This is a genomic window from Clostridium gasigenes (assembly GCF_900104115.1).
GTDB classification, from domain to species: Bacteria; Bacillota; Clostridia; order Clostridiales; family Clostridiaceae; genus Clostridium; species Clostridium gasigenes.
In genome coordinates this window covers 51,119-71,073 of record NZ_FNJM01000009.1, presented here as the reverse complement: position 1 = coordinate 71,073, position 19,955 = coordinate 51,119, and the positions used below count along the sequence as shown (strand labels likewise).

Below are 19,955 nucleotides of genomic sequence, written 5' to 3'. Positions count from 1 at the left end.
ATTTTACCACTTAAAGTTCCAAGACCTGTTGATATTGCTGAAACTCCATTGTTTAACTTTCCTTGTCCATCATTTAATTGTGATGAACCATCTGCTAATTTTTTAGTTCCATCTTCAAGCATTGGTACTTTTTCATTTAACTGAGCCATACCATCATAAATTTGTTTACTTCCATCTGCTGCTTGGACCATTCCATCCTTTACCTCATATAACTTTTCAAAAGCTACAGTTAGATATTGGTTAGATATAGTACTAGTTATTTGCTCCTTAAGTAATCCTTCTACCTTAGAATTTATTTGTGAAGCTAAGAAATTTTTCTTTTCGTTACATACAAATTTTAAATCTGCAACTTGAGGTGCTCCTTCTTTTGCTGCAAGTGTACTACTTGAGAAATTTTTTGGTATTACGAATTTAGCGTAATAATCATCTCCCTCAAGTCCTTTATCTGCTTGTTCCTCTGTAACAAACTTCCATCCTAGACTTTCATCTTCTTTCAGGTTGTCTACTACATCTTGTCCGTAGTTTACATTTTTACCATCTAAACTACTTCCCTCATCAAGATTAACCACTGCAACTGGCATTTTACTTAGTCTGGAATATGGATCCCAAAAGGCATCTAAATATAGTAAAGAGTATAATAGCGGAACAATAATAATTGCTATAACTGAAACTCTTATAAACCTATTTTTAAAAATACTTTTAATATCATTTCCAGCGATTTTTAGAAAATTCATTTAATCACTCTCCATCTTTGTACTGGGTAGTCAGTTTATATTATTGATAATACTCTTTTTGTACTGACTAGTCAATACTATTTTTAAAATTTAATATTTATTTAACATTTATTTAACAAAAAAAAAGCTAATCTTTGAGATTAACTTCTTAGTACGCATTAAATTTAAAAAATAACTATAAGATATTTGGAAGTATTCAAAAAATAACAATTCAAATTTCTATGTATATTAATTGATTACTTTTAAAAAATTTCTAATTAAAAATTTTATCTTCTTTCAATTGTATTCCGTATCTAACTTGATTCATAAATTTTTCAACAATTTCATCATGATCATATTGACCTTCGTTTATAATTTCATATAAAGCTGATGAGAATAATACTCCTATAAATGAATATCCTAAAATTTCAGAATTTAAACCTTTACTATGCTTTTCTGCTATAACTTCATCAAATCCAACTGTAGTAATATTAATTAAAGTTTTAACCTGCTCCCTCATTTCCTTATGTCTACTTGCTATTCCCCACATTTGGCTCATTATTACCCTAAATAGGTCCTTATTTTCATAAACATATTTTAACTGAACCGTTGCAGATATTTTCATTTTTTCTATTGGATCTTTTATCCCTATTACAGCTTCCAAAACTTCTTCTTTTATAAAATTTATTCCCTCTTTAATTATGAAGTTAAATAAATCCTCTTTACCTTTAAAGTGATAATATAAAGTTCCCTTGGCAACACCAGCATTAATTGCAACTTCTTCTACTGTTGCCCCTTCATATCCGTAGCTTGAAAAAACCTTTATTGCAGAGTCAAAAATAGCTTTTTTTGTTTTATTCATATTAAAACGTTACGTAAACTTTATAAAATTATACACTAAATCACTTTTAAGTTTTATAATTTTATCCTTTTTACGTAACTCCCCCCTCTCTTATTTATTTTTAAAAAGTGTCTCAACACTTTAAAACTTGTTTTGCTGACCGGTCAGTCTAATTATAAATCAATTATAACACTTCATTAACATAATGCAACATATGTATTTTTTCCAAGTGACTAACTTTACTTTAAAATGTATCTCTTTATATTTTTAATTGCTTTCTTTTATTAAAGAAGTTTCTATAGGACATATATGTCGCTATTATAGTTGCTATTGACGATGATGATAAAATCATAAACGTAACCATTATTTGAAACTTTATTGCAACAAGTGTAGATTTGCCTGCTAAAATTAAACCTGTCATCATTCCCGGAAGTGCTACTATTCCTAAAGTTTTTGCAGAATCTATAGTTGGAAGCATAGATATTTTTATGCTATCCCTTATTATACTTTTCGAGGCTACATTTACATCTGCTCCAAGAGATAACTTTACCTCAACTTCACCTCGTCTACTTTTGAAACTAGCATTTAAGTTTCTATAACTTAATCCAATAGCAACCATTGAATTGCTAATTACCATTCCTGCTATTGGTATAACTTCACTAGGTTTAAAATTTATTGCTCCTGAAATTATTAAAACTGTCATTATTATTGTAGTTCCTACAGCTATTGATATAAATGATATCCAAACTACATTTTTAATACCCGACCCTCTTTTTTTAGTGTTTAAAGCGGCATTAATTATCATTACTAAAACTAATGAAATTGTGAATATAGGATTTTCAAATCCAAATATAATATCTAAAATATATCCAACTACTATTAATTGAACCAATGCTCTTAATGAACTAATTATAATTTCCTTTTCTAACCCTAAATGTTCCTTATATGATATAAATATTGGAATAGTAAGTAATAATGATGCTATTACTAATGATGTTGTGCTCATTTAAAGTTCTTCCTCCTTTAGTACTCTTCCATCTTTCATTATAATTCTTCTATTAAAAGTTTTTTGGCTTTGTTCTAAGCTATGAGTAATCCATATAACTGTAACCCCGTTATTATTAATATCATTAATAATTTTTTCTACATTCTTTACATTGTCCTCATCTAAGGTTGATGTAGCTTCATCTAGCAATAAAACTTCTGGAGTATAAATTAAATTTCTTATAAGTGATATCCTTTGTCTTTCTCCTCCAGATAATGAGTTTATATCTTTTTTTAAGAAACTTTTGTCCAAATTAAACATTCTTAATAAATCATTAAGCCTGCCCTCATTTACATTCTCATTTCGTACAATAAACGGAAATTCTAAATTATCGTAAACAGTTTCTCCGAATAAATAAGCACTTTGTACACAATAACTTATTTCCCTACGTAACTCTAGTGAATCATAATTATTATAATTTTTTCCTTTATACAATATTTCGCCACTTTCTAATGGAATTAAATCAGAGCACAGTTTCAAAAGAGTACTTTTCCCACTTCCTGATGATCCTACTATTGATACACAATCGCCCTTATTTATATCTAAAGATATTCCCTTTAGTATCTGTGTATTATTAGCACTATATGTAATATTTTTCACTTCTAATATTTTCATACTAATATTTCACCTCTTTAATCTTCTTATACCCTATATTACTAAAAACTAATGAATTATTTTTTTAAATATAATTTATAGTTTAAAAGTCCAATTAGCATTTCTTACTAATTGGACTTTTTTTGTTTTAAATGTAAAATTATAATGTATGTTCTATATCTTTACCAGTTTTCATTGCTATACGTTCTGCTACTAGGTTACTTATTACTGTATTAACAGTCCAGTCTTTCGAAGTCTCTGTCACTACTGCTTTTAGTATATTGTTAATTTTTATTTTTTTTAAGTTTTCTATGAACATATTCATTTTTGCAGGTGATATTGCATTGAAAATTAAAGCTTTTTGTTTAATACCATCTTCACAATTTGAAACTAAATTATTTTCTAAAACATCCTTAATTATTGATTCAGCATCTTTTGATGAAATTATTATATGATCTTTAATTCCTAATATATTCGCATAATTTTTAATAGATTTAAGTTCTTTACTATTAAAATTATATATTATTATACAATTTCTTCCACTAACTGTTTCTTTATTATTAATATCTATCTTCTCAAATGACATTTAAATCACTCCCTTTATTGTCTAATAATAATTATTATTAATAAACATAAATAAATTCTATCACTTATTTCTTTAATTTTCAACACTACCTATTATTAAAAAATGATTTTAGATATTTAAACGAAGTTCCAGCTTTACATATGTTTCAATTTTTCCAGTCTATTTTACTATTTTTTCAGCTTCACTATAAGTTTTTCCTTTAGTATCAACTGTAATTGATTCAATTATAACGTCTTTCTTAGGTTTGTCATTAGCTCCTGTCTTTACTACCTTAATAGCATCAACAACATCTAATCCTTCTATAACTCTTCCAAAGGCTGCATACTCTCCGTCTAAACTCTTATTATCTTCGCTCATTATGAAGAACTGACTTCCTGCTGAATCTGCACTTTTTGCTCTTGCCATTGATAAAACACCTTTTGTATGTTTTAGGCTGTTTTCAAATCCATTACCTGAAAATTCACCTTTTATAGCATATCCAGGATCACCTTGGCCACTTCCTTTTGGGTCACCACCTTGAATCATGAAATTTTCAATTACCCTATGAAATATTAACCCATTATAAAACTCTTTATTAGATAGCTCTATAAAATTATTTACTGTATTTGGAGCTACGCTTGGATATAGCTCAGCCTTAATAGTTCCCATACCTTTAACTACTATAGTTGCAACAGGCAAAGTTTCATCTGTTGTACCTTTATTCTCTACTACTTCATTATTACTGGATCCATTAGATGCACTTTCATTTTTCTTATTTGCCCCACATCCAACTAAAACTAATGAACTCATAGCAACTGCTAAAATTATTAATTTTAAATATTTACTTAATGACCTTTTTTTCATAAAAATTCCCACCTTTTATTATTAATGTATTTACATAATTATAACTTAGCTCAACATAAGTTTAAAGTATAATAATTTATCCATCTAAAAAAATAGGTAGTTTGTATTTATAACTGGATAATTCACCAATTATATTATACTAACTACCTATCTTCTAAATATAAATATTTTGTTTTTTAGCTAGATAACTTTTCCTACTATCTAACTAAAGAACGTAATTGATTGTAATGATTACTTTATAGGATTTCCATCAAAATCTTTGTATTCTGAAACATTCTTATCGTTTCCTACATCATTTTGTTTTTTCTTTATTCTTTGTCTTCTTTCACCCTTTTGCATTGGATTACTAACAAATGGTTTTCCCATAATTAAATCACATCCTTTCTATAAATAGTTTGTACTTATAGAAAGATTTAATTCATATTTTAAAGTTCGAATTTCTCTATTTCTATGGTAAAATCTCCACAATGTGCACATACATTAATTGTAACAATATAACTTGTATCTACTGTTTTTTGTCTTTCAAGTCTTGTAAAGCTTAATCCATCATATTCATTGCTTATGTTACTTGAGACATAAGTTCCATTTTTACTATAAACATAAAAGTAATATTCTAGATAATCAAAAACTTTTTTCTTTTCTGCCTTACCAGCTAGACAATTTTCACAAACCTCTTTATAATAAGTCTTTTCAAAATCTACTTCAGTACTGTTATTTAACATATCTAAAATTTTATTTTCATCTATTCCCAAAATTTCATTTTCTTCATCATTAAAAAATCCTACTAATTTTTCTTCATTTAAATCATATTCTTTTTCTTCAAATGTAAATTTATATGACATTTAAATCATCCTCTCTTATATATAGCATAATAATTTTATCGTCTATTTAATTAATATCTTTACCTATTTTAACACATAAGGAAAATAAATTCCTGTAAAAATCATATTTAAATTGTTTTTATTATAATATATAATGTCTATTATTAAGAGTAATTTTTCAGGAGGTTCTATGAATAATTTAGATAAAGTAAAATTACAACTTTGCCAAGAAAGTATACATATTATAGAAAATAAAATCCCTTTAGATTTAAATAATTATTTGTTTAACTCTATATTAGATATATATAATAATTTTGATAAAGGACATAGTATAAAACATATCTCTACGGTTATAGATTCATCTCTAAAGCTTTCAAAGTTCTATAACTTAAATGAATCTATGATATTAGTAATTGCTATTTATCACGACCTAGGTCTTACAAAGAATAGAGAAACTCATCATATACATTCGAAAGAAATCTTAATAACTGATTTAAATTTATTAAAGTGGTTTTCTACTGAACAAATTAGTATTATGGGTCAAGCGTGTGAACAGCATAGAGCATCTAATATTGAAAAGCCAAAAACTATTTACGGATTAATAGTTTCTGATGCAGATAGAACTACAGATATTTTTGATATGATTATTAGATGTTATAATTTCACTTTAAAATATTATTCAGACTTATGTGAAGAAAAAAGATATATACGAATCTATTCTCATTTAACTGAGAAGTATGGAACTAATGGATATGCTAAATTTTATCTTGAAGAAAGTAAAGTTGTTATTATGAAACCTTTTTTAGAAGCTCAAGAAATATTAAAAACTGAATTTAAATTTAAGGGTATTTATTACAAATTGGTTGAAAATATATAATTTAATATAAATTTCTTTAATTGTATTTTAATACAATAATTGCACAAAAAAATATTTAAATATTTTTTATATAATCTTAAGGATAAATTAAGATTTATACGTTATAATTTATTAATAACATGTAGTTATAAAAAGTTATCGGGGGATGATTTATAAATATGAAAAATAAATATATTTATTTAGTTTTTTCTAATACAGGAACCTTATTATCAAAATGTATTAATAATATAACTAAAGATGACTATGTACATGTATCACTAAGCTTTGATGATACCTTTAGTAAGATGTACTCATTTGGAAGAGTTTTCACTAGTAATCCTATAATAGGTGGCCTAGTTGAAGAAAATCTTCATGGTGGAGTTTATAAAAAATTTACGAATACAAAGTGTTTAATATATAAGATAGATATTACTGAAGAACAACACAAGCTATTAGTAGACGAGCTTAAGCTTTTCTTCTCTGAAAAACGAAAATATAGATATAATTTTATTGGTTTAATAGCGATGCAACTTGATAAAACCATTATACGTGACAACTACTATTTCTGTTCTGAATTTATTTCACAACTTTTAATCAATAGCGGTATTTATGAAACTGATAAAACTCCACAATTTATTAAACCTAGTGATTTAATGAAAATAGAAAATAAAGAATTTATTTATGAAGGTCTTGCTTCTAATTATACTGTTTACTCAGATAATGATTATTCAGTTGTAAGCTAGCAAATTTATTTCTAACTAAAATTGAAAATTAGTTAGAAATAAATAATCGCCTATTATTATGATTTAAACTATCATAATAATAGGCGATTTTTTTGATTTATTTTGATAATGACTCTAAAAAAATAATAATCCAAGGTATGATTACCCCTAATTAAATTATAATTATTAGAACTACTATCCCATAAAACAATATCAGTAAAACTCTTTTTTTACTAATATTGAAAATATAATTATAATTATATTTCCCATTGTAACAACGATTTTTTAACCCTTCACTTATCTCTTTCCATCTAAAAAATAAATTTCTCATTACAATTGAACAAACTTTAGCAAAATCTTTTATACTTTTCTTAAAACTACCAAAACCACCTCTGCTTTTCATAGCTTTAAAGGTCACGTCAAAATCTTTTTCTATTACTAATATAAAAGTTTCCATAGATTTAGCTATATCAGCTATTTCTCTAGTTAAATTATTCCTACTCATTAAATATACTATATGGTTTAATGGAGTTGTTAATGCTAAAAAGCTAATAGTAAGCCCTCCATTTACCCCTCTTAATAATAGAACTATTATATATTTAACATCATAAGTAAACATTAGAGTAATAGTTGTGAAAATTGAATAAATAATTACTATTGATAAAAATTTTTTAATCATATTAAATGGATTTTTTGCGTTAATACTTAATATGCTGAAAAATATTATATTTAGCATTATTAAGTATATATTTTCAGTATAACTACAACTTATTAATGATATAAAAACTAACAATACTTTTTCTAATGGGTGCACTTTTGCATATTTGCTATTAAGAGCGTATAGATTTATTAGTCTTATCATACTTTTTCTTTGCTATATAATATCCTATAAACCCTGCTCCAAGTGCTGCTTGCATTGAAAATAGAAAGCTTTCTACTTCTCCTGATGGTGGTGTCCATAAACTTTCAAACCAAGGTTCATAATCTGCATTTATTTCTGTTATCAAATCTCCCGCTTGTCCATCTGCACCTTCAAATGCCCCATTCTTATTTAAGAAAAATGGTGCTATTATTAATGCTATACATATTAATATAATTACAACATTTTTTTTACTCATTAAATTAAAGCCTCCTCTAAATCTACTAATTCACTTTTACAATGCTTCATTATAAACTCATATATCATAACTGATACAAGCCCTTCAACTATTGCAAGTGGTATTTGAGTAATTGCAAATATACCTGCAAACTTAATAAATGAAGTTAAAACTCCACCATCACCTGATGGGTATGCTAGTGCTAATTGTCCTGATGTTACTACATATGTTGCTAAATCTCCAAGGGTTGCTGCTAAAAACACCGCTAGTGTTTTGTTTTTATTTTTAAATAATCTAAAAATTCCATAGGCAACAAAAGGTCCTACTATTCCCATTGATACTACATTTGCTCCTAAAGTTGTTATCCCCCCATGTGCAAGTAATAATGCTTGGAATAGTAATACTACTAAAGATATTACTACCATCACTATAGGTCCAAATACTATAGCTCCAAGGCCTGTTCCTGTTGGATGTGAAGAACTTCCTGTAACAGATGGTAGCTTTAATGCTGACAACATAAATACATAAGCTCCAATTAAACCTAAAAGCATTTTAAGTTCGCTGTTCTTTTTAACAACTTTTCTTATAGCTATAACGCTTAAATATATAAATGGTGCTGATAGTATAAAGTAGAAAACACACCAATTTAAAGATAAGTACCCCTCTGCTATATGCATTGCACTGGCGTTAAATGGAATACTAAAGCTTAATGCTAAAATAAACCCTAAATATAATATTTTTTTATCTTTCATGAATTTATCCCCCTTAGTATTTTTTTATTTTAGGAACTTGAAAAAATAATAGACTCATAAATTAGTCTATTATTTTTTTAAAAGTGCCTTATACTTTATTTTTAAATAATTAACTATCTCTTCCTCTTTGTTAAATACTTGCCCATATTCTATTCTAGTTTTCTCTATAACTATTAATTTGATATTAGTATCAGTTGTAGCTTTAAGTTTTTCTAAAACTCCACCTTGAACACCACTATCTTTAGTTATAATTGCTTTAATATTATCTTGATATATAAATCCTTTATTTAACTCATACCCTATTGGTCCTTTAATTGCTACAACATCTGAAACTTCAACTCCAAGTTCTAATACTTCTTTGAGAATTTGCCAAGATGGTAGAATTCTATGAATAACCCTATTTTCTATATTAAGTCTTAATATTTTCCCTATATTTTTGCTACCTGTAGTATTCAATATATTTCCCGGGATATTATTAATAACAGTTTCTAGTTCTTCGTAACTTTTCACCCTTATAATATTTTTGCTATTTTCTTTACTAAGAACACCTAACCGTTCATATCTTATATACTCTATATTAGATTCCTTGCAACTTTCCATAGCATTTTTGCTTACAATTTCTGCATAAGGATGAGATGCATCTACTAAAACCTTTATATTAAAATCTTTAATTAATTTATTTAATCCATCTTTATCTAAAGGTTTAGTATTTATATGCTTTACTTTATAATCACTTAAAAGTTCCCCACCATATTCAGTAGCTGTAGACACTATAATATCTTCAGTATATTCATTTATTAATGATAAAAACTTTTTCCCCTCAGATGTTCCAAGTATAAATCCTATCATTAAGCTTCTTCCCTATTTAACTTATATCCTCTAGGTGTTATAAATACCCCATTTTTTATATAGCTCTTAGAGTTACCAATTATAACAATTGAGAACATATCTACTATTTCATCATTAAAATTTTCTAAAGTACATAGTGCATAGCTCTGATCATCTCTTAGAGCATTTCTAACTACTGCTATTGGCGTATTATTCCCTCTATGCTCTTTTATAAGATTTATACATTCTCTTAAATAACCAGGTCTTCCTTTGCTTTTAGGATTATATAAAGATATTACAAAATCCCCTTCTGCAGCTAATGATACTCTTTTTTTTATTTCTTCATATGGTGTCATTAAGTCACTTAAGCTTATATTACAGTTATCGTGCATAAGTGGAGCCCCTACTACTGCGCCTGCTGCACTTGAAGCTGTTATACCTGGAATAATTTCAACATTTTCATCTTTTTTCATTTCTAAAATTAGCCCAGCCATACCGTATATTCCAGAATCACCAGTGCTTACTAAAGCTACTGTTTTATCTACTGACAGCCTTAGCGCCTCTTCACATCTTTTTTCTTCGCCTCTCATTCCTGTTGAATATACCTCTTTATTTTCTATTAATGGTTTTATCATTTCTAAATACTTTGTGTACCCAACTACAATATCACTTTCTTCTATAGCTTTTGCTGCTTTTAATGTTATATGATCAAGCCCTCCTGGGCCAATTCCTATTACATATAATTTTCCCATGTAAATCCCTCCTGTTTTTTTAAATATTACTTAAACTTGACCTATTGATAAAGTCATTCCATTGAATTTTATTTTAGATATTATTATATTTCCACCCATAAGTTCCACTGAAGGTTCGCATACTGCTCTTACCCCTAAAGTTTTTTCAACAAAATCACTGCCTTCAAATTTGTTATGAATTTTTAATATCTCATTTTTAGTAAATGTTTCAAATGGACATTCTAATTTGTTTTTCAAATCATTAATTGCTTTTTCATCTTTTTTTATTTCTATTGACCCTATTTTAAGTACAGCTTTAGGATCAATATTATTATCATATAAAGTTTTTATAACAAAATCCTCTAATCTTTCGCTTTCAATTCCGCGTCTACATCCTATACCTAAAACTATGTCTTTTCTTATTAACCTTAATATTTTTTTATCATCTAAATTATTATTTGCTGATATTTTATTAGTAACCCATACTGAGTTTTCTTCTAAGTTTTTTATTTCATTATATCCACTTGGAGTATTTATCAAGTTTTTATCATCTTTAAACCCTATAATTTCTCCTTTAACTAACAAGCTCGCTATTGTTTTTGCTTTTTTTAAATCTTCTATAACCAAGGAATTTTTTACTGCTATAACATCTGGAGCCACAACACCTAAATTATCAGTAGCAGTAGTTATTATTGGTGTATTATTTAATATTTCTGAAACATTTATTGCTAAATCATTAGCCCCACCTATATGCCCTGATATTAAACTTATTGTATAATTATTTGAAACATCAACAACTACTACACCAGGGTCTTTATCCTTACCTTTTAAATAAGGAGCAATAGCTCTAACTGCTATTCCTGTAGAACTTATAAAGATAACACCTTTATGTATTTGCATAGCCTCTTCAGTTAATTTGGATAATTTGAAATCTTCTATTTCTGTTTTTAAATATAGTGTTCCATTTAATGATTTTGCTAATTTTCTTGCTAAGACATCACCTTTTTCTGTTACGCTAATTATTCCTATCATAATTAATCCTCAGCATTTCTGTACATATGCGTAAAGCTCTTATCATATAAAAGGCTTTTTTCATATTCACAATCTATAAAATCTCCTACTAATATTTGAGCACATTTTTTAATTCCTGCAATTTTAACTTTTTCAGTTATATCATCTAAAGTTCCAAAAATAACTCTTTCATCTTCCCAGGTTGCTCTTTCTACAACTGCTATAGGTACATTTCTTTTATATCCATTTCTAAGATTTGCAACAACTTTTTCCATCATTGATATAGATAAAAATATTGCCATTGATGCACCTATTGAAGCTAGCTTTTCTAAATTTTCACCTTCTGGTACTGGAGTTCTACCTTCAACTCTTGTAAGTATTACCGTTTGTGTTACTGATGGAAGGGTAAATTCTTTTTTTATTGCAGCGGCAGCTGCTGTAAATGAACTTACACCTGGAACAACTTCATAATTAATATTAAATTTATCAAGTTCATCCATTTGTTCTTTTATTGCTCCATATATTGATGGATCTCCTGTATGTAATCTCACTATAATCTTATTTTCATCACTAGCTTTTTTCATTACTTCAATTACATTTTCTAATGTCATGCTAGCTGAATTATGAATTTCTGCACCTTCTTTGCAAAAAGTTAAATGCTCTTTTGAAACTAAAGAACCTGCATATATAACTACATCTGCTTTAGTAATTACATCTCTACCTCTTATTGTTATTAAATCTGCACTACCTGGGCCTGCTCCTACAAAATAAACCATCTCTTCACCTATTCCTTACTCGCAAGTATTAGGGACATATAGTCTCTTTCTTGCAATATTTTTTCTTTATCTTTTAATATATTTTGGCCTTCTCTTCCAGCTCTACTTACATAAACATAATCAAAACCTTTTTCTTCTAAAACTCTTATAATATTCTCTTCATGCTTATACATTTTCATTATTACTACATACTTCTCATCTTTTATATCTTCCACTCTTGATCCTGGAATAATTAATAAAGGCTCATCTCCTACAACTAATGTCCTATTTACAATACTAGCTGCAGCACAAAATGATGTTATTCCTGGAACTGTTTGCACATTAAATCCATGATCCTCTATGTATGTTAATAAATGAATATATGTACTATACACGTATGGATCTCCTATTGTTAGAAACACTACATTTTTACCTTCTTTTAATTTTGATTCTATTAATGTATATATTTCTCCTACCTTTTGCATTCTTTCACTTCCACCCATTGGGAAATGTTTAGTAATTACTTCAGTTCCTTCTTTTATATATTCTTTTGCTGTTTCAAGGGCTATGCTGATTCCTCCATCTGCTGCAGCTGGTGCTACAATTACATCACATTTTTCTATTGTTCTTACTGCCTTTATTGTTAAAAGTTCTGGATCTCCAGGCCCTACGCCTATACCATATAAAATTGCCATTATTTTACCTCTTTCCTTCTACATTCGATTATAAAGATCGGATTTTTTGCTATCATCATATAAGTTTCGCCTCTATTATTGCTAATGTTTACTAAAGATATATCCACACTGTAATTAAGAGTCTTAATAAATTCTATTCCCTTATATGCATTATCTAAAGTTATAAAATTCATTACAAGTGTACCTTTAGTCTTTAATAATTTATCACTTAAAAAAATCAACTCTTCTAAGTTTCCACCACTTCCTCCAATGAATATTGAATCAAATGTTGCTTTATTTTCACTTTCTTGTAATAAATTTTCTAAATATTTTTTTGCTTCACATTTTGAGACTTTTACGTTATTACATTCAAATTTTTCTACATTACTATTTGTTACGTTAAAAGCTTCATCATCTTTTTCAACTGCATATACCATACCCTTATTTGCTATTTTTGCACATTGAACAGTAACACTTCCAGTTCCACTGCCAATATCTAAAACATTAGATGTTTCCTCTAAATTCAACTTTGAAATAGTAAGAATTCTAATATCCTTTTTTGTCATAGGACACGTTCCTCTTATGAACTCTTCATCATTTATAAAAACCATTTCTTCCCCTTCCCTTTTAGGCATCTCTAAATAAATAACTATCAATACTCATCAATGCTTTAATTTAAATTTTCTACTATTAAAATACTTAAATCACTATATTCATTACCTATATAATCCTTTGGTGATCCTTGTGTTATAACCTCATTTTCATAAGACAAGTTTTCCCCAACAATAACATTACAATCTATTGATTCTTTTATAAGAATACCACTTAATTTTGCTGGGTTATTTTTTTTATCAGTTAACCAAATTGATATTTTATACCTTCTCACATTTTCTATAAAATCTTCTTCCCTACCATGAAGACTTCCTAAGAAAGCATTGTTCCAAGCCATATTAAGTTTACATGTTAAATATTGAAATGAACTTATTCCTGGTATTACTTTTATATCACCTATATAATTTTTTTTAAAGTAGTTAGTTATTCCATAAAAAGTAGGATCTCCTGAGGCAACGATTGCAACATCCTCTTGTTTATATTCATTTGAAGCATTAAGTATCTTTTCTAATGAATTTATTATTATTTTTTCGCTTTCTATATAATCTATTGATTCAATAGCTCTAGAAAATCCTAAAATAATATTGCATTTATTTAATACACTTACTGCTTTTGGCAATATATACTCTTTATTCCCCGGTCCTATTCCTACTATATATAACATTTTTTCACTCACCTCCTTAGCTTTTATATCTATTGTTACTTACAGCGTTCATAGCTTATCATTCCCTACTCACTTTCTTACTACTTATATGAGTTCCATAAAGTAGTTCCGTTGGAAGAACCATAATACATTACAACATTAGATTTAATTTCACCATAGGTATATAACTCTAATCTGTCTTTAATTTTTTTACCTATATTTTTATATAATTGTTCATAGCCTTCGCCTAAAAGCTTAACCGCCCCTTCACTAGTCTTTTCTTTTAAAACTTTATTAACTAGTTCTATTGGATGACCAAGTAATGCTAGTTCTAATGCTATAACTTCCAATCTTATATCTGATAATCTACTATGTGTATTAAAACATCCATATGCAATTTTGCTCATTTTACCTATATGTCCTACTAAAGTAATAGATTCAACCTTTGATATTACACAGCACTCTAAGGCAAATCCTACATAATTTGAAATAATAACTATATTATTTTCATCACTTTTATTAAGTCCTAACTCTTTTGAATATCTTTCTCCCATATTTCCAAAAGTTAATACTAAGTGCTTACTATTTAGAGATCTTTGATTAATTTCTAATTTAATAGATGCTTTAAGGGCATCTTCTGACATTGGATATACAATTCCTGTAGTACCAAGTATTGAAATCCCATCAATTATTCCAAGTCTTGGATTAAATGTTTTTTTAGCTACTTCCTTTCCCTCTGGAACAAAAATAGTTATTTTAACACCTTCATCATTTTGTAGAACTGATGTAACTTCTCTTTCTATCATTTGTCTTGGAACTGGGTTTATAGCAGCTTCACCTTTATTAACGAATAGCCCATCACAAGTAACTTTGCCAACACCTTCTCCACCTTCAAGGATAAATCCATTCTTAATTTTTTCTGCCCTAGCCCATATCTCAATTCCTGTAGTTGCATCTATATCGTCTCCACCATCTTTAATAACACAACACTCAACATACCCTTCTTTTTTTACTATTGAAGTTATATTAAGTGAAATATCTATTCCTTTAGGTGTATTTATAGTAACTTCTCTTATTTCAACATTATTAAATAACATTGATGTAGCAGCTTTGGCTGCTGCTGTTGCAGATGAACCAGTAGTGTATCCACATCTTAATCTTTTACCACCAGTTTCTACATATAAATCTAAGTTGCACCCACCCGGTGTAATGTTCTCCATTTTATCCACCTCTTTTCACCCCTGGGGTGTAATTTCTTCCATTTTCATTTCCAATTTATCTATCTGTGACCATATAAATAAGAGCATTTACAATAGCTGCTGCTACTCCACTTCCACCTTTTCGTCCATTTACTGTTATATATGGTATATTTAATTCACTCATATTTTCTTTGCTTTCACTTGCTCCTACAAATCCTACTGGTACTGCTATTATTAATTTAGGATTTGCTTTGCCCTCTTTTATTAATTCTTTTAATCTAAATAAAGCTGTTGGTGCATTTCCAAAAACAAATATATCAACATTATCATTACAAGCCTTTTCTACCGCTGCCATTGATCTTGTTATTTCTCTTTCCTTAGCTTCTATGTGAACCTCTTCTAAATTAACATAACAAATTATTTTGCCATTAACTTGATTTAAACCTCTTTTATTAACTCCTGAAAGTGCCATATTTGTATCTGTATAAATCATTGCCCCATTTTTCAAAACTTCTTTTGCTGTCTTTATCGCATCTGGGCTTATTTCAATTAAATTTTTATATTCAAAATCAGCAGTTGTATGTATAACTCTTTTAACAACTAATAATTCTTCATCTGTAAATGAATGTTCTCCTAATTCTTCTCCAATTATTTCAAAACTTCTTTTTTCAATATCCATAGGTTGTTTAATATATTTCATTAAACTCAAACTCCTTTCTATTTTAAATTCTCAATCTAACTCTAGATACTAGCATTTTTTATGATGCCTTATATTCAACATGATTCTATAAAACAAACATTCTTTATTTTATAGAACTATCATAGCCAACTAAAACTTTTAAAAACTCTAAATTACCTATAAAATGTATATGTGGATATCCTGCTAAAGTATTTTTCTTTTTATATCCACAGGTCCACGTTAAGTTTTCCCCAGTCCAAGCCTTTTTTTCCACAATATAACTTGTACTTTCAAGTAATTTAACATCAGACTTATGAAATTCATGACAATTCACTTTAATTTGTTCCTTAGTTTCTTCATTTTCCATTAATACAGTGGCATATCCAAACCGCTTTAGTCCCTTTGTCATTTCACTATATCCAGTAAAGAAACCCACCATTTCATTTCCATTTATTTTTTCAGTAAGATACATTAATCCACCACATTCTGCATAACATTTAAGATTGTTATCTAAAGCTAATTTTATGCTTTCTCTCATAGCTATATTTGCTTCTAACTTTTCTTTAAATACCTCTGGATATCCCCCTCCTAAATATAAAAAATCTATATTTTCTGGAAGCTTCTTATCATGCATTGGACTAAAATATATAATTTCTCCTATTTCTTCTAATAATTCTAAATTCTCTTTATAATAAAATCTAAAAGCTTCATCATAAGCTACTGCTATTTTTAATCCTTGATTTTTTAAATGGAACTTATCTTCGTATTCTGGCATGTCCTTAAAACTATCTATTAAAGAATCTAGATCTATATGTTCTTCTATTAGATTTGCACATATTTCTATTTTCTCTAAAAGATTATCTATTTCAACACTTTGAACTAATCCTAGATGTCTACTTTCTAGTCTTATTTTTTCTTCTTTTGGTACATACCCAAAAACTTTAACATTACAGTTTAACTCTATAGCTGATTTTAAAAGACTATAGTATTTTTCTGAAACTGAGTTTATTACCACTCCAACTACATTTGCATTTCTAAAATCTTTTAACCCATTAATTTCTGCGCATAATGTAACACTTTGTCCTTTTGGTGTAACTACTAATATAATTGGTGAATTATCTAAAACCTTTGCAACTTCATATGTTGATCCCTCTTCTGTAATTCCTATGCCATCATATAAACCCATTACACCTTCTATAATTCCAAGTTCCCCAGTTCCTCTTGAAAAACTTGCTTTTAGTCCATCTTCACCCATAAGGTGTAAATCTAAATTTCTTGATGATTTTCCTATTACTTCACTATGAAATCCTGTATCTATATAATCCGGTCCTACTTTATATCCTTGTATATCATATCCTCTATTTTTTAAAGCTTTCATTAATCCTAATGTAAAAGTAGTTTTACCACCACCACTACGATTTGATGATATTATTAAACTTTTCATATAATTCACCTCTCTTTAGGCATTGTAAAATAAATAGCAAGTCAAGTATGCTAGTCCATTTATTTTCATATTTCTAATTTCCCAAAGTCTTTTTAAAAATAATTACTCAGATTCTCATCTACCTTCTTTTAACTCCTAAGCTTTCTTGGTTTCTCCTATACCTTTCATCTTTCCAGCTATAACATCTTTAATACGTTGTATATATAATTCGTTAAAGCTGTCTATTTCACCTAAGCCTTTAAGATGTAATTTCACATCTATTCCTTCTGCTTTAAACATTGAATTCCATGAATCAGCCTTTTCTGAAGCCATATCATTTTTAACATGATCACCTGCAACAACCATAAGTGGTATTAATGTAACTTCCTTTATATTTCTTTTCTTAACTCTCTTAAGTACACTATCAAAACTTGGATATCCTTCAACAGTTCCAACAAATACATTATCGTAACCTTCATCTTGTAATACCGTTTGCAAACAGCCATATGCTGAATTAGATGGATTTGCAGTTCCATGCCCAAACAAAATCAAATTTTCCTTCTTATCTAGTATTTCTTTAACACTTTCAATAAATAAACTATAATCCTGTGGAAGTTCTTCAATACCTTGATAATAAAATATTGGTCTACCTAAATTTATACTTTTAAATTTATCACTATATTTATTTACTACATTCTTTATATATGTAAATTCTTCTCCTGCTATCATATGAAGTGGTTGTACTATAACCTCTTCTATACCAAGCGCTAATAGCTTATCTAAAGATTCACTTGGCGTATCAACCTCTATATTATGCTTTTCCTTTAATTTTTTAATTATTTTATGTGATGTAAAAGCACGACTAATTTTATATTCACCAAATTCTTCTTGTATTTTATTTTCTATTCTTTCAATAGAATTCGTTAATGCATCTAAATAACTTGTACCAAAACTTACTACTAATATAGCTTTATCCATAGTATCACTCCTAATTTTTTACTTAAGTCATAGTAAAATAAATAACAATCAAAAAACACCCCTACCATAACCTTGGTAGGGGTGCTGTAAATTTACACGACAAAAAACAAGAAATATGTTCAAAAAAATTCAACAATATTCTCTTGCTATTGTCCTTCCCACCGAAGGATAGCATATAATTATTAGGCAGGTCTCCTGACTTGGGTTCATCCTCCTCTCTTCCTTCCTAACCTTTTGGCCAGTGGATATCTTAGAGATTCGTCTCCCTTTACAGTAGCGGGGGCTGTAATGGATTTTAACCATTTTCCCTTTTAATTAAAAAACCTAAAATTAAATATTCTGTTGTTATAATAATAATATATTAATACTCTATATTATTCAAGGTATTATTATATTTTTATTTCAAATACAATTTAAAATATCTTCATAATCATCTTATAGCTTTATCTATATCTATTTTAGACTTCTATAATATATATTATATAATTCTTCATAAGATATATTTTCTGGATGATTTTTTAATTTAGCTTTGTTTTCCCACATAGCATCTGTGTATATTTTTATTTCCTCCTCACTTATTTCTATATCTAATTTTGTAAATTTAGATAATAAGTTTTCTAATTCACTATGTGACTTTAAACCTAATAGCTTATATATATTTTCTACTCTTTCTCTATTTTTAAACACTTTTAAATATTCAATATAAAGACATCCATTAGCTAAACCATGTGGTATATTTTTAAAATATGTTAATGGATAACCCATTCCATGAGGAAGTGATGTTCCTGTTTGAGCAATTATTATTCCCGCCATTGTTGATGCTATCATTAATTTTTGCCTAATTTCACAACTTATTTCTCCTGATATTAATTCTTCTATACATTCACTCCATAGCTTAATTGATTTTTCTGCTAAAGCATCTGTAATAATATTAGCATTTACATTTAAATAACCTTCTACTATATGTGATAGTGAATCTATAGCTGTATTTAGTGTTGTTTTTAGATTCATATGTTGAGTATAAGTTTCATCTAAGAATGCTATTTTAGGAAATACCTCTTGTCCAAAATTAACCTTTGTCTTATTCTTATTATCTGTAACTATTGCATATTGAGTTGTTTCAGTTCCTGTACCTGAAGTTGTTGGAACTGCTATAACATCTAAAGCACATAGTTTTCCAGATTGTAAAATAGTATCCTTAGTTAACTCTTTATTTTTTATCATAATAGCAATTACCTTAGATGCATCTATTGGTGAGCCTCCACCAATTCCTATAATAAAATCAACTTTTTCTCTTTTCCCAATTTCAGCTGCTTTTTCAATAGTTTCTAAAGATGGATTTTCTTCTACTTCACTAAATATAACATATTCAATATTTGCAAACTCTAAAGCCTTAACTACATCATCTAAAGATCCATTTATTTTAGAGGAGTTTCTCCCCGTTATTATATAAGCCTTTTTCCCAAAGCTTTTAAACTCATTATAATTATTAACAATTATATTCTTACCTACTAAAATTCTTGTTGGCATAAAATACTCAAAATTCATTTTA

25 protein-coding genes and 1 riboswitch are annotated in these 19,955 nt (G+C 27.9%); of the genes, 2 read left to right on the top strand and 23 right to left on the bottom strand.

From position 1 onward, the window contains the following. The 8 genes from BLS77_RS13800 to BLS77_RS13770 form a co-directional block, all read right to left on the bottom strand. On the bottom strand, nucleotides 1–734 hold a 734-nt coding region (locus BLS77_RS13800), incomplete at its 3' end, for a YhgE/Pip domain-containing protein (protein WP_139164847.1). Between the two features lie 253 nt (nucleotides 735–987). Beyond that, complete coding sequence (locus tag BLS77_RS13795; protein ID WP_089971046.1) at nucleotides 988–1,575, bottom strand: TetR/AcrR family transcriptional regulator; 588 nt, start codon at nucleotides 1,573–1,575, stop codon at nucleotides 988–990. Between the two features lie 238 nt (nucleotides 1,576–1,813). After that, the gene (locus tag BLS77_RS13790; protein ID WP_089971044.1) at nucleotides 1,814–2,560 is read right to left on the bottom strand and encodes an ABC transporter permease; all 747 of its coding nucleotides are present in this window, start codon (nucleotides 2,558–2,560) and stop codon (nucleotides 1,814–1,816) included. Next, nucleotides 2,561–3,214, bottom strand: a complete 654-nt coding sequence (locus tag BLS77_RS13785; RefSeq protein ID WP_089971041.1) for an ABC transporter ATP-binding protein — start codon at nucleotides 3,212–3,214, stop codon at nucleotides 2,561–2,563. Nucleotides 3,215–3,353: 139 nt separating this feature from the next. Beyond that, a complete protein-coding gene (locus tag BLS77_RS13780; RefSeq protein WP_089971039.1) occupies nucleotides 3,354–3,779 on the bottom strand; it encodes a DUF3783 domain-containing protein in 426 nt (141 codons plus the stop codon). A gap of 159 nt (nucleotides 3,780–3,938) precedes the next feature. Continuing rightward, nucleotides 3,939–4,622 (bottom strand): peptidylprolyl isomerase, encoded by a 684-nt coding sequence (locus BLS77_RS13775; protein ID WP_089971036.1) that lies wholly within the window; start codon nucleotides 4,620–4,622, stop codon nucleotides 3,939–3,941. A gap of 231 nt (nucleotides 4,623–4,853) precedes the next feature. Next, the gene (locus BLS77_RS20585) at nucleotides 4,854–4,988 is read right to left on the bottom strand and encodes a clostri-philic family protein (RefSeq protein WP_253197792.1); all 135 of its coding nucleotides are present in this window, start codon (nucleotides 4,986–4,988) and stop codon (nucleotides 4,854–4,856) included. 59 nt (nucleotides 4,989–5,047) lie between these two features. After that, on the bottom strand, nucleotides 5,048–5,464 hold the full coding sequence (locus BLS77_RS13770) for a DUF3785 family protein (protein WP_089971033.1): 417 nt from the start codon (nucleotides 5,462–5,464) through the stop codon (nucleotides 5,048–5,050). Nucleotides 5,465–5,633: 169 nt separating this feature from the next. Here BLS77_RS13770 and BLS77_RS13765 point away from each other — a divergent pair, with 169 nt between their 5' ends. Together BLS77_RS13765 and BLS77_RS13760 are read left to right on the top strand one after the other, a co-directional pair. Beyond that, nucleotides 5,634–6,320 (top strand): HD domain-containing protein, encoded by a 687-nt coding sequence (locus BLS77_RS13765; protein WP_089971030.1) that lies wholly within the window; start codon nucleotides 5,634–5,636, stop codon nucleotides 6,318–6,320. Nucleotides 6,321–6,478: 158 nt separating this feature from the next. Further along, nucleotides 6,479–7,042: a C40 family peptidase gene (locus tag BLS77_RS13760; RefSeq protein WP_089971028.1), complete on the top strand. Its 564-nt coding sequence runs from the start codon at nucleotides 6,479–6,481 to the stop codon at nucleotides 7,040–7,042. 151 nt (nucleotides 7,043–7,193) lie between these two features. On the opposite strand, the gene BLS77_RS13755 is transcribed toward BLS77_RS13760, so the two are convergent. From BLS77_RS13755 to BLS77_RS13685, 15 genes are all read right to left on the bottom strand, one after another. Then, nucleotides 7,194–7,883 (bottom strand): energy-coupling factor transporter transmembrane component T family protein, encoded by a 690-nt coding sequence (locus BLS77_RS13755; RefSeq protein WP_089971025.1) that lies wholly within the window; start codon nucleotides 7,881–7,883, stop codon nucleotides 7,194–7,196. Continuing rightward, nucleotides 7,852–8,139 (bottom strand): energy-coupling factor ABC transporter substrate-binding protein, encoded by a 288-nt coding sequence (locus tag BLS77_RS13750; RefSeq protein ID WP_089971022.1) that lies wholly within the window; start codon nucleotides 8,137–8,139, stop codon nucleotides 7,852–7,854. Before BLS77_RS13750 ends, BLS77_RS13755 begins: the two co-directional genes overlap by 32 nt. After that, nucleotides 8,139–8,870, bottom strand: coding sequence for an energy-coupling factor ABC transporter permease (locus BLS77_RS13745; protein WP_089971019.1), 732 nt, complete (start codon nucleotides 8,868–8,870; stop codon nucleotides 8,139–8,141). The genes BLS77_RS13750 and BLS77_RS13745 overlap by 1 nt, the downstream gene beginning before the upstream one ends. A 69-nt stretch (nucleotides 8,871–8,939) precedes the next feature. Continuing rightward, nucleotides 8,940–9,719 carry a cobalt-precorrin-6A reductase gene (locus BLS77_RS13740; protein ID WP_089971015.1) on the bottom strand — a complete coding sequence of 260 codons (780 nt, stop codon included), beginning with the start codon at nucleotides 9,717–9,719 and terminating at the stop codon, nucleotides 8,940–8,942. Beyond that, complete coding sequence (cobJ, locus tag BLS77_RS13735) at nucleotides 9,719–10,450, bottom strand: precorrin-3B C(17)-methyltransferase (RefSeq protein ID WP_089971012.1); 732 nt, start codon at nucleotides 10,448–10,450, stop codon at nucleotides 9,719–9,721. Before cobJ ends, BLS77_RS13740 begins: the two co-directional genes overlap by 1 nt. Nucleotides 10,451–10,480: 30 nt before the next feature. Then, a complete protein-coding gene (gene cbiG / locus BLS77_RS13730) occupies nucleotides 10,481–11,461 on the bottom strand; it encodes a cobalt-precorrin 5A hydrolase (protein WP_089971009.1) in 981 nt (326 codons plus the stop codon). Nucleotides 11,462–11,463: 2 nt separating this feature from the next. After that, entirely contained in the window at nucleotides 11,464–12,216 is a 753-nt protein-coding gene (cobM, locus tag BLS77_RS13725; protein WP_089971006.1) for a precorrin-4 C(11)-methyltransferase, read from the bottom strand. Between the two features lie 8 nt (nucleotides 12,217–12,224). After that, a complete protein-coding gene (locus BLS77_RS13720) occupies nucleotides 12,225–12,890 on the bottom strand; it encodes a cobalt-factor II C(20)-methyltransferase (protein WP_089971004.1) in 666 nt (221 codons plus the stop codon). Continuing rightward, nucleotides 12,890–13,480 (bottom strand): precorrin-6Y C5,15-methyltransferase (decarboxylating) subunit CbiT, encoded by a 591-nt coding sequence (cbiT, locus tag BLS77_RS13715; RefSeq protein WP_089971001.1) that lies wholly within the window; start codon nucleotides 13,478–13,480, stop codon nucleotides 12,890–12,892. The genes BLS77_RS13720 and cbiT overlap by 1 nt, the downstream gene beginning before the upstream one ends. Nucleotides 13,481–13,539: 59 nt before the next feature. Beyond that, nucleotides 13,540–14,145 (bottom strand): precorrin-6y C5,15-methyltransferase (decarboxylating) subunit CbiE, encoded by a 606-nt coding sequence (gene cbiE, locus BLS77_RS13710; protein ID WP_089970998.1) that lies wholly within the window; start codon nucleotides 14,143–14,145, stop codon nucleotides 13,540–13,542. Between the two features lie 80 nt (nucleotides 14,146–14,225). Continuing rightward, entirely contained in the window at nucleotides 14,226–15,344 is a 1,119-nt protein-coding gene (gene cbiD / locus BLS77_RS13705; RefSeq protein WP_089970996.1) for a cobalt-precorrin-5B (C(1))-methyltransferase CbiD, read from the bottom strand. Nucleotides 15,345–15,399: 55 nt separating this feature from the next. Then, on the bottom strand, nucleotides 15,400–16,023 hold the full coding sequence (locus tag BLS77_RS13700; RefSeq protein ID WP_089970993.1) for a precorrin-8X methylmutase: 624 nt from the start codon (nucleotides 16,021–16,023) through the stop codon (nucleotides 15,400–15,402). A 103-nt stretch (nucleotides 16,024–16,126) separates the two neighbouring features. Beyond that, complete coding sequence (locus BLS77_RS13695) at nucleotides 16,127–17,446, bottom strand: cobyrinic acid a,c-diamide synthase CobB (protein ID WP_089970990.1); 1,320 nt, start codon at nucleotides 17,444–17,446, stop codon at nucleotides 16,127–16,129. Nucleotides 17,447–17,581: 135 nt separating this feature from the next. After that, nucleotides 17,582–18,403: a sirohydrochlorin cobaltochelatase gene (locus BLS77_RS13690; protein ID WP_089970985.1), complete on the bottom strand. Its 822-nt coding sequence runs from the start codon at nucleotides 18,401–18,403 to the stop codon at nucleotides 17,582–17,584. A 168-nt stretch (nucleotides 18,404–18,571) separates the two neighbouring features. Continuing rightward, a riboswitch (cobalamin riboswitch) is annotated at nucleotides 18,572–18,746 on the bottom strand. A 110-nt stretch (nucleotides 18,747–18,856) separates the two neighbouring features. Further along, nucleotides 18,857–19,951 carry an iron-containing alcohol dehydrogenase family protein gene (locus BLS77_RS13685; RefSeq protein ID WP_089970983.1) on the bottom strand — a complete coding sequence of 365 codons (1,095 nt, stop codon included), beginning with the start codon at nucleotides 19,949–19,951 and terminating at the stop codon, nucleotides 18,857–18,859. Nucleotides 19,952–19,955: the final 4 nt, after the last annotated feature.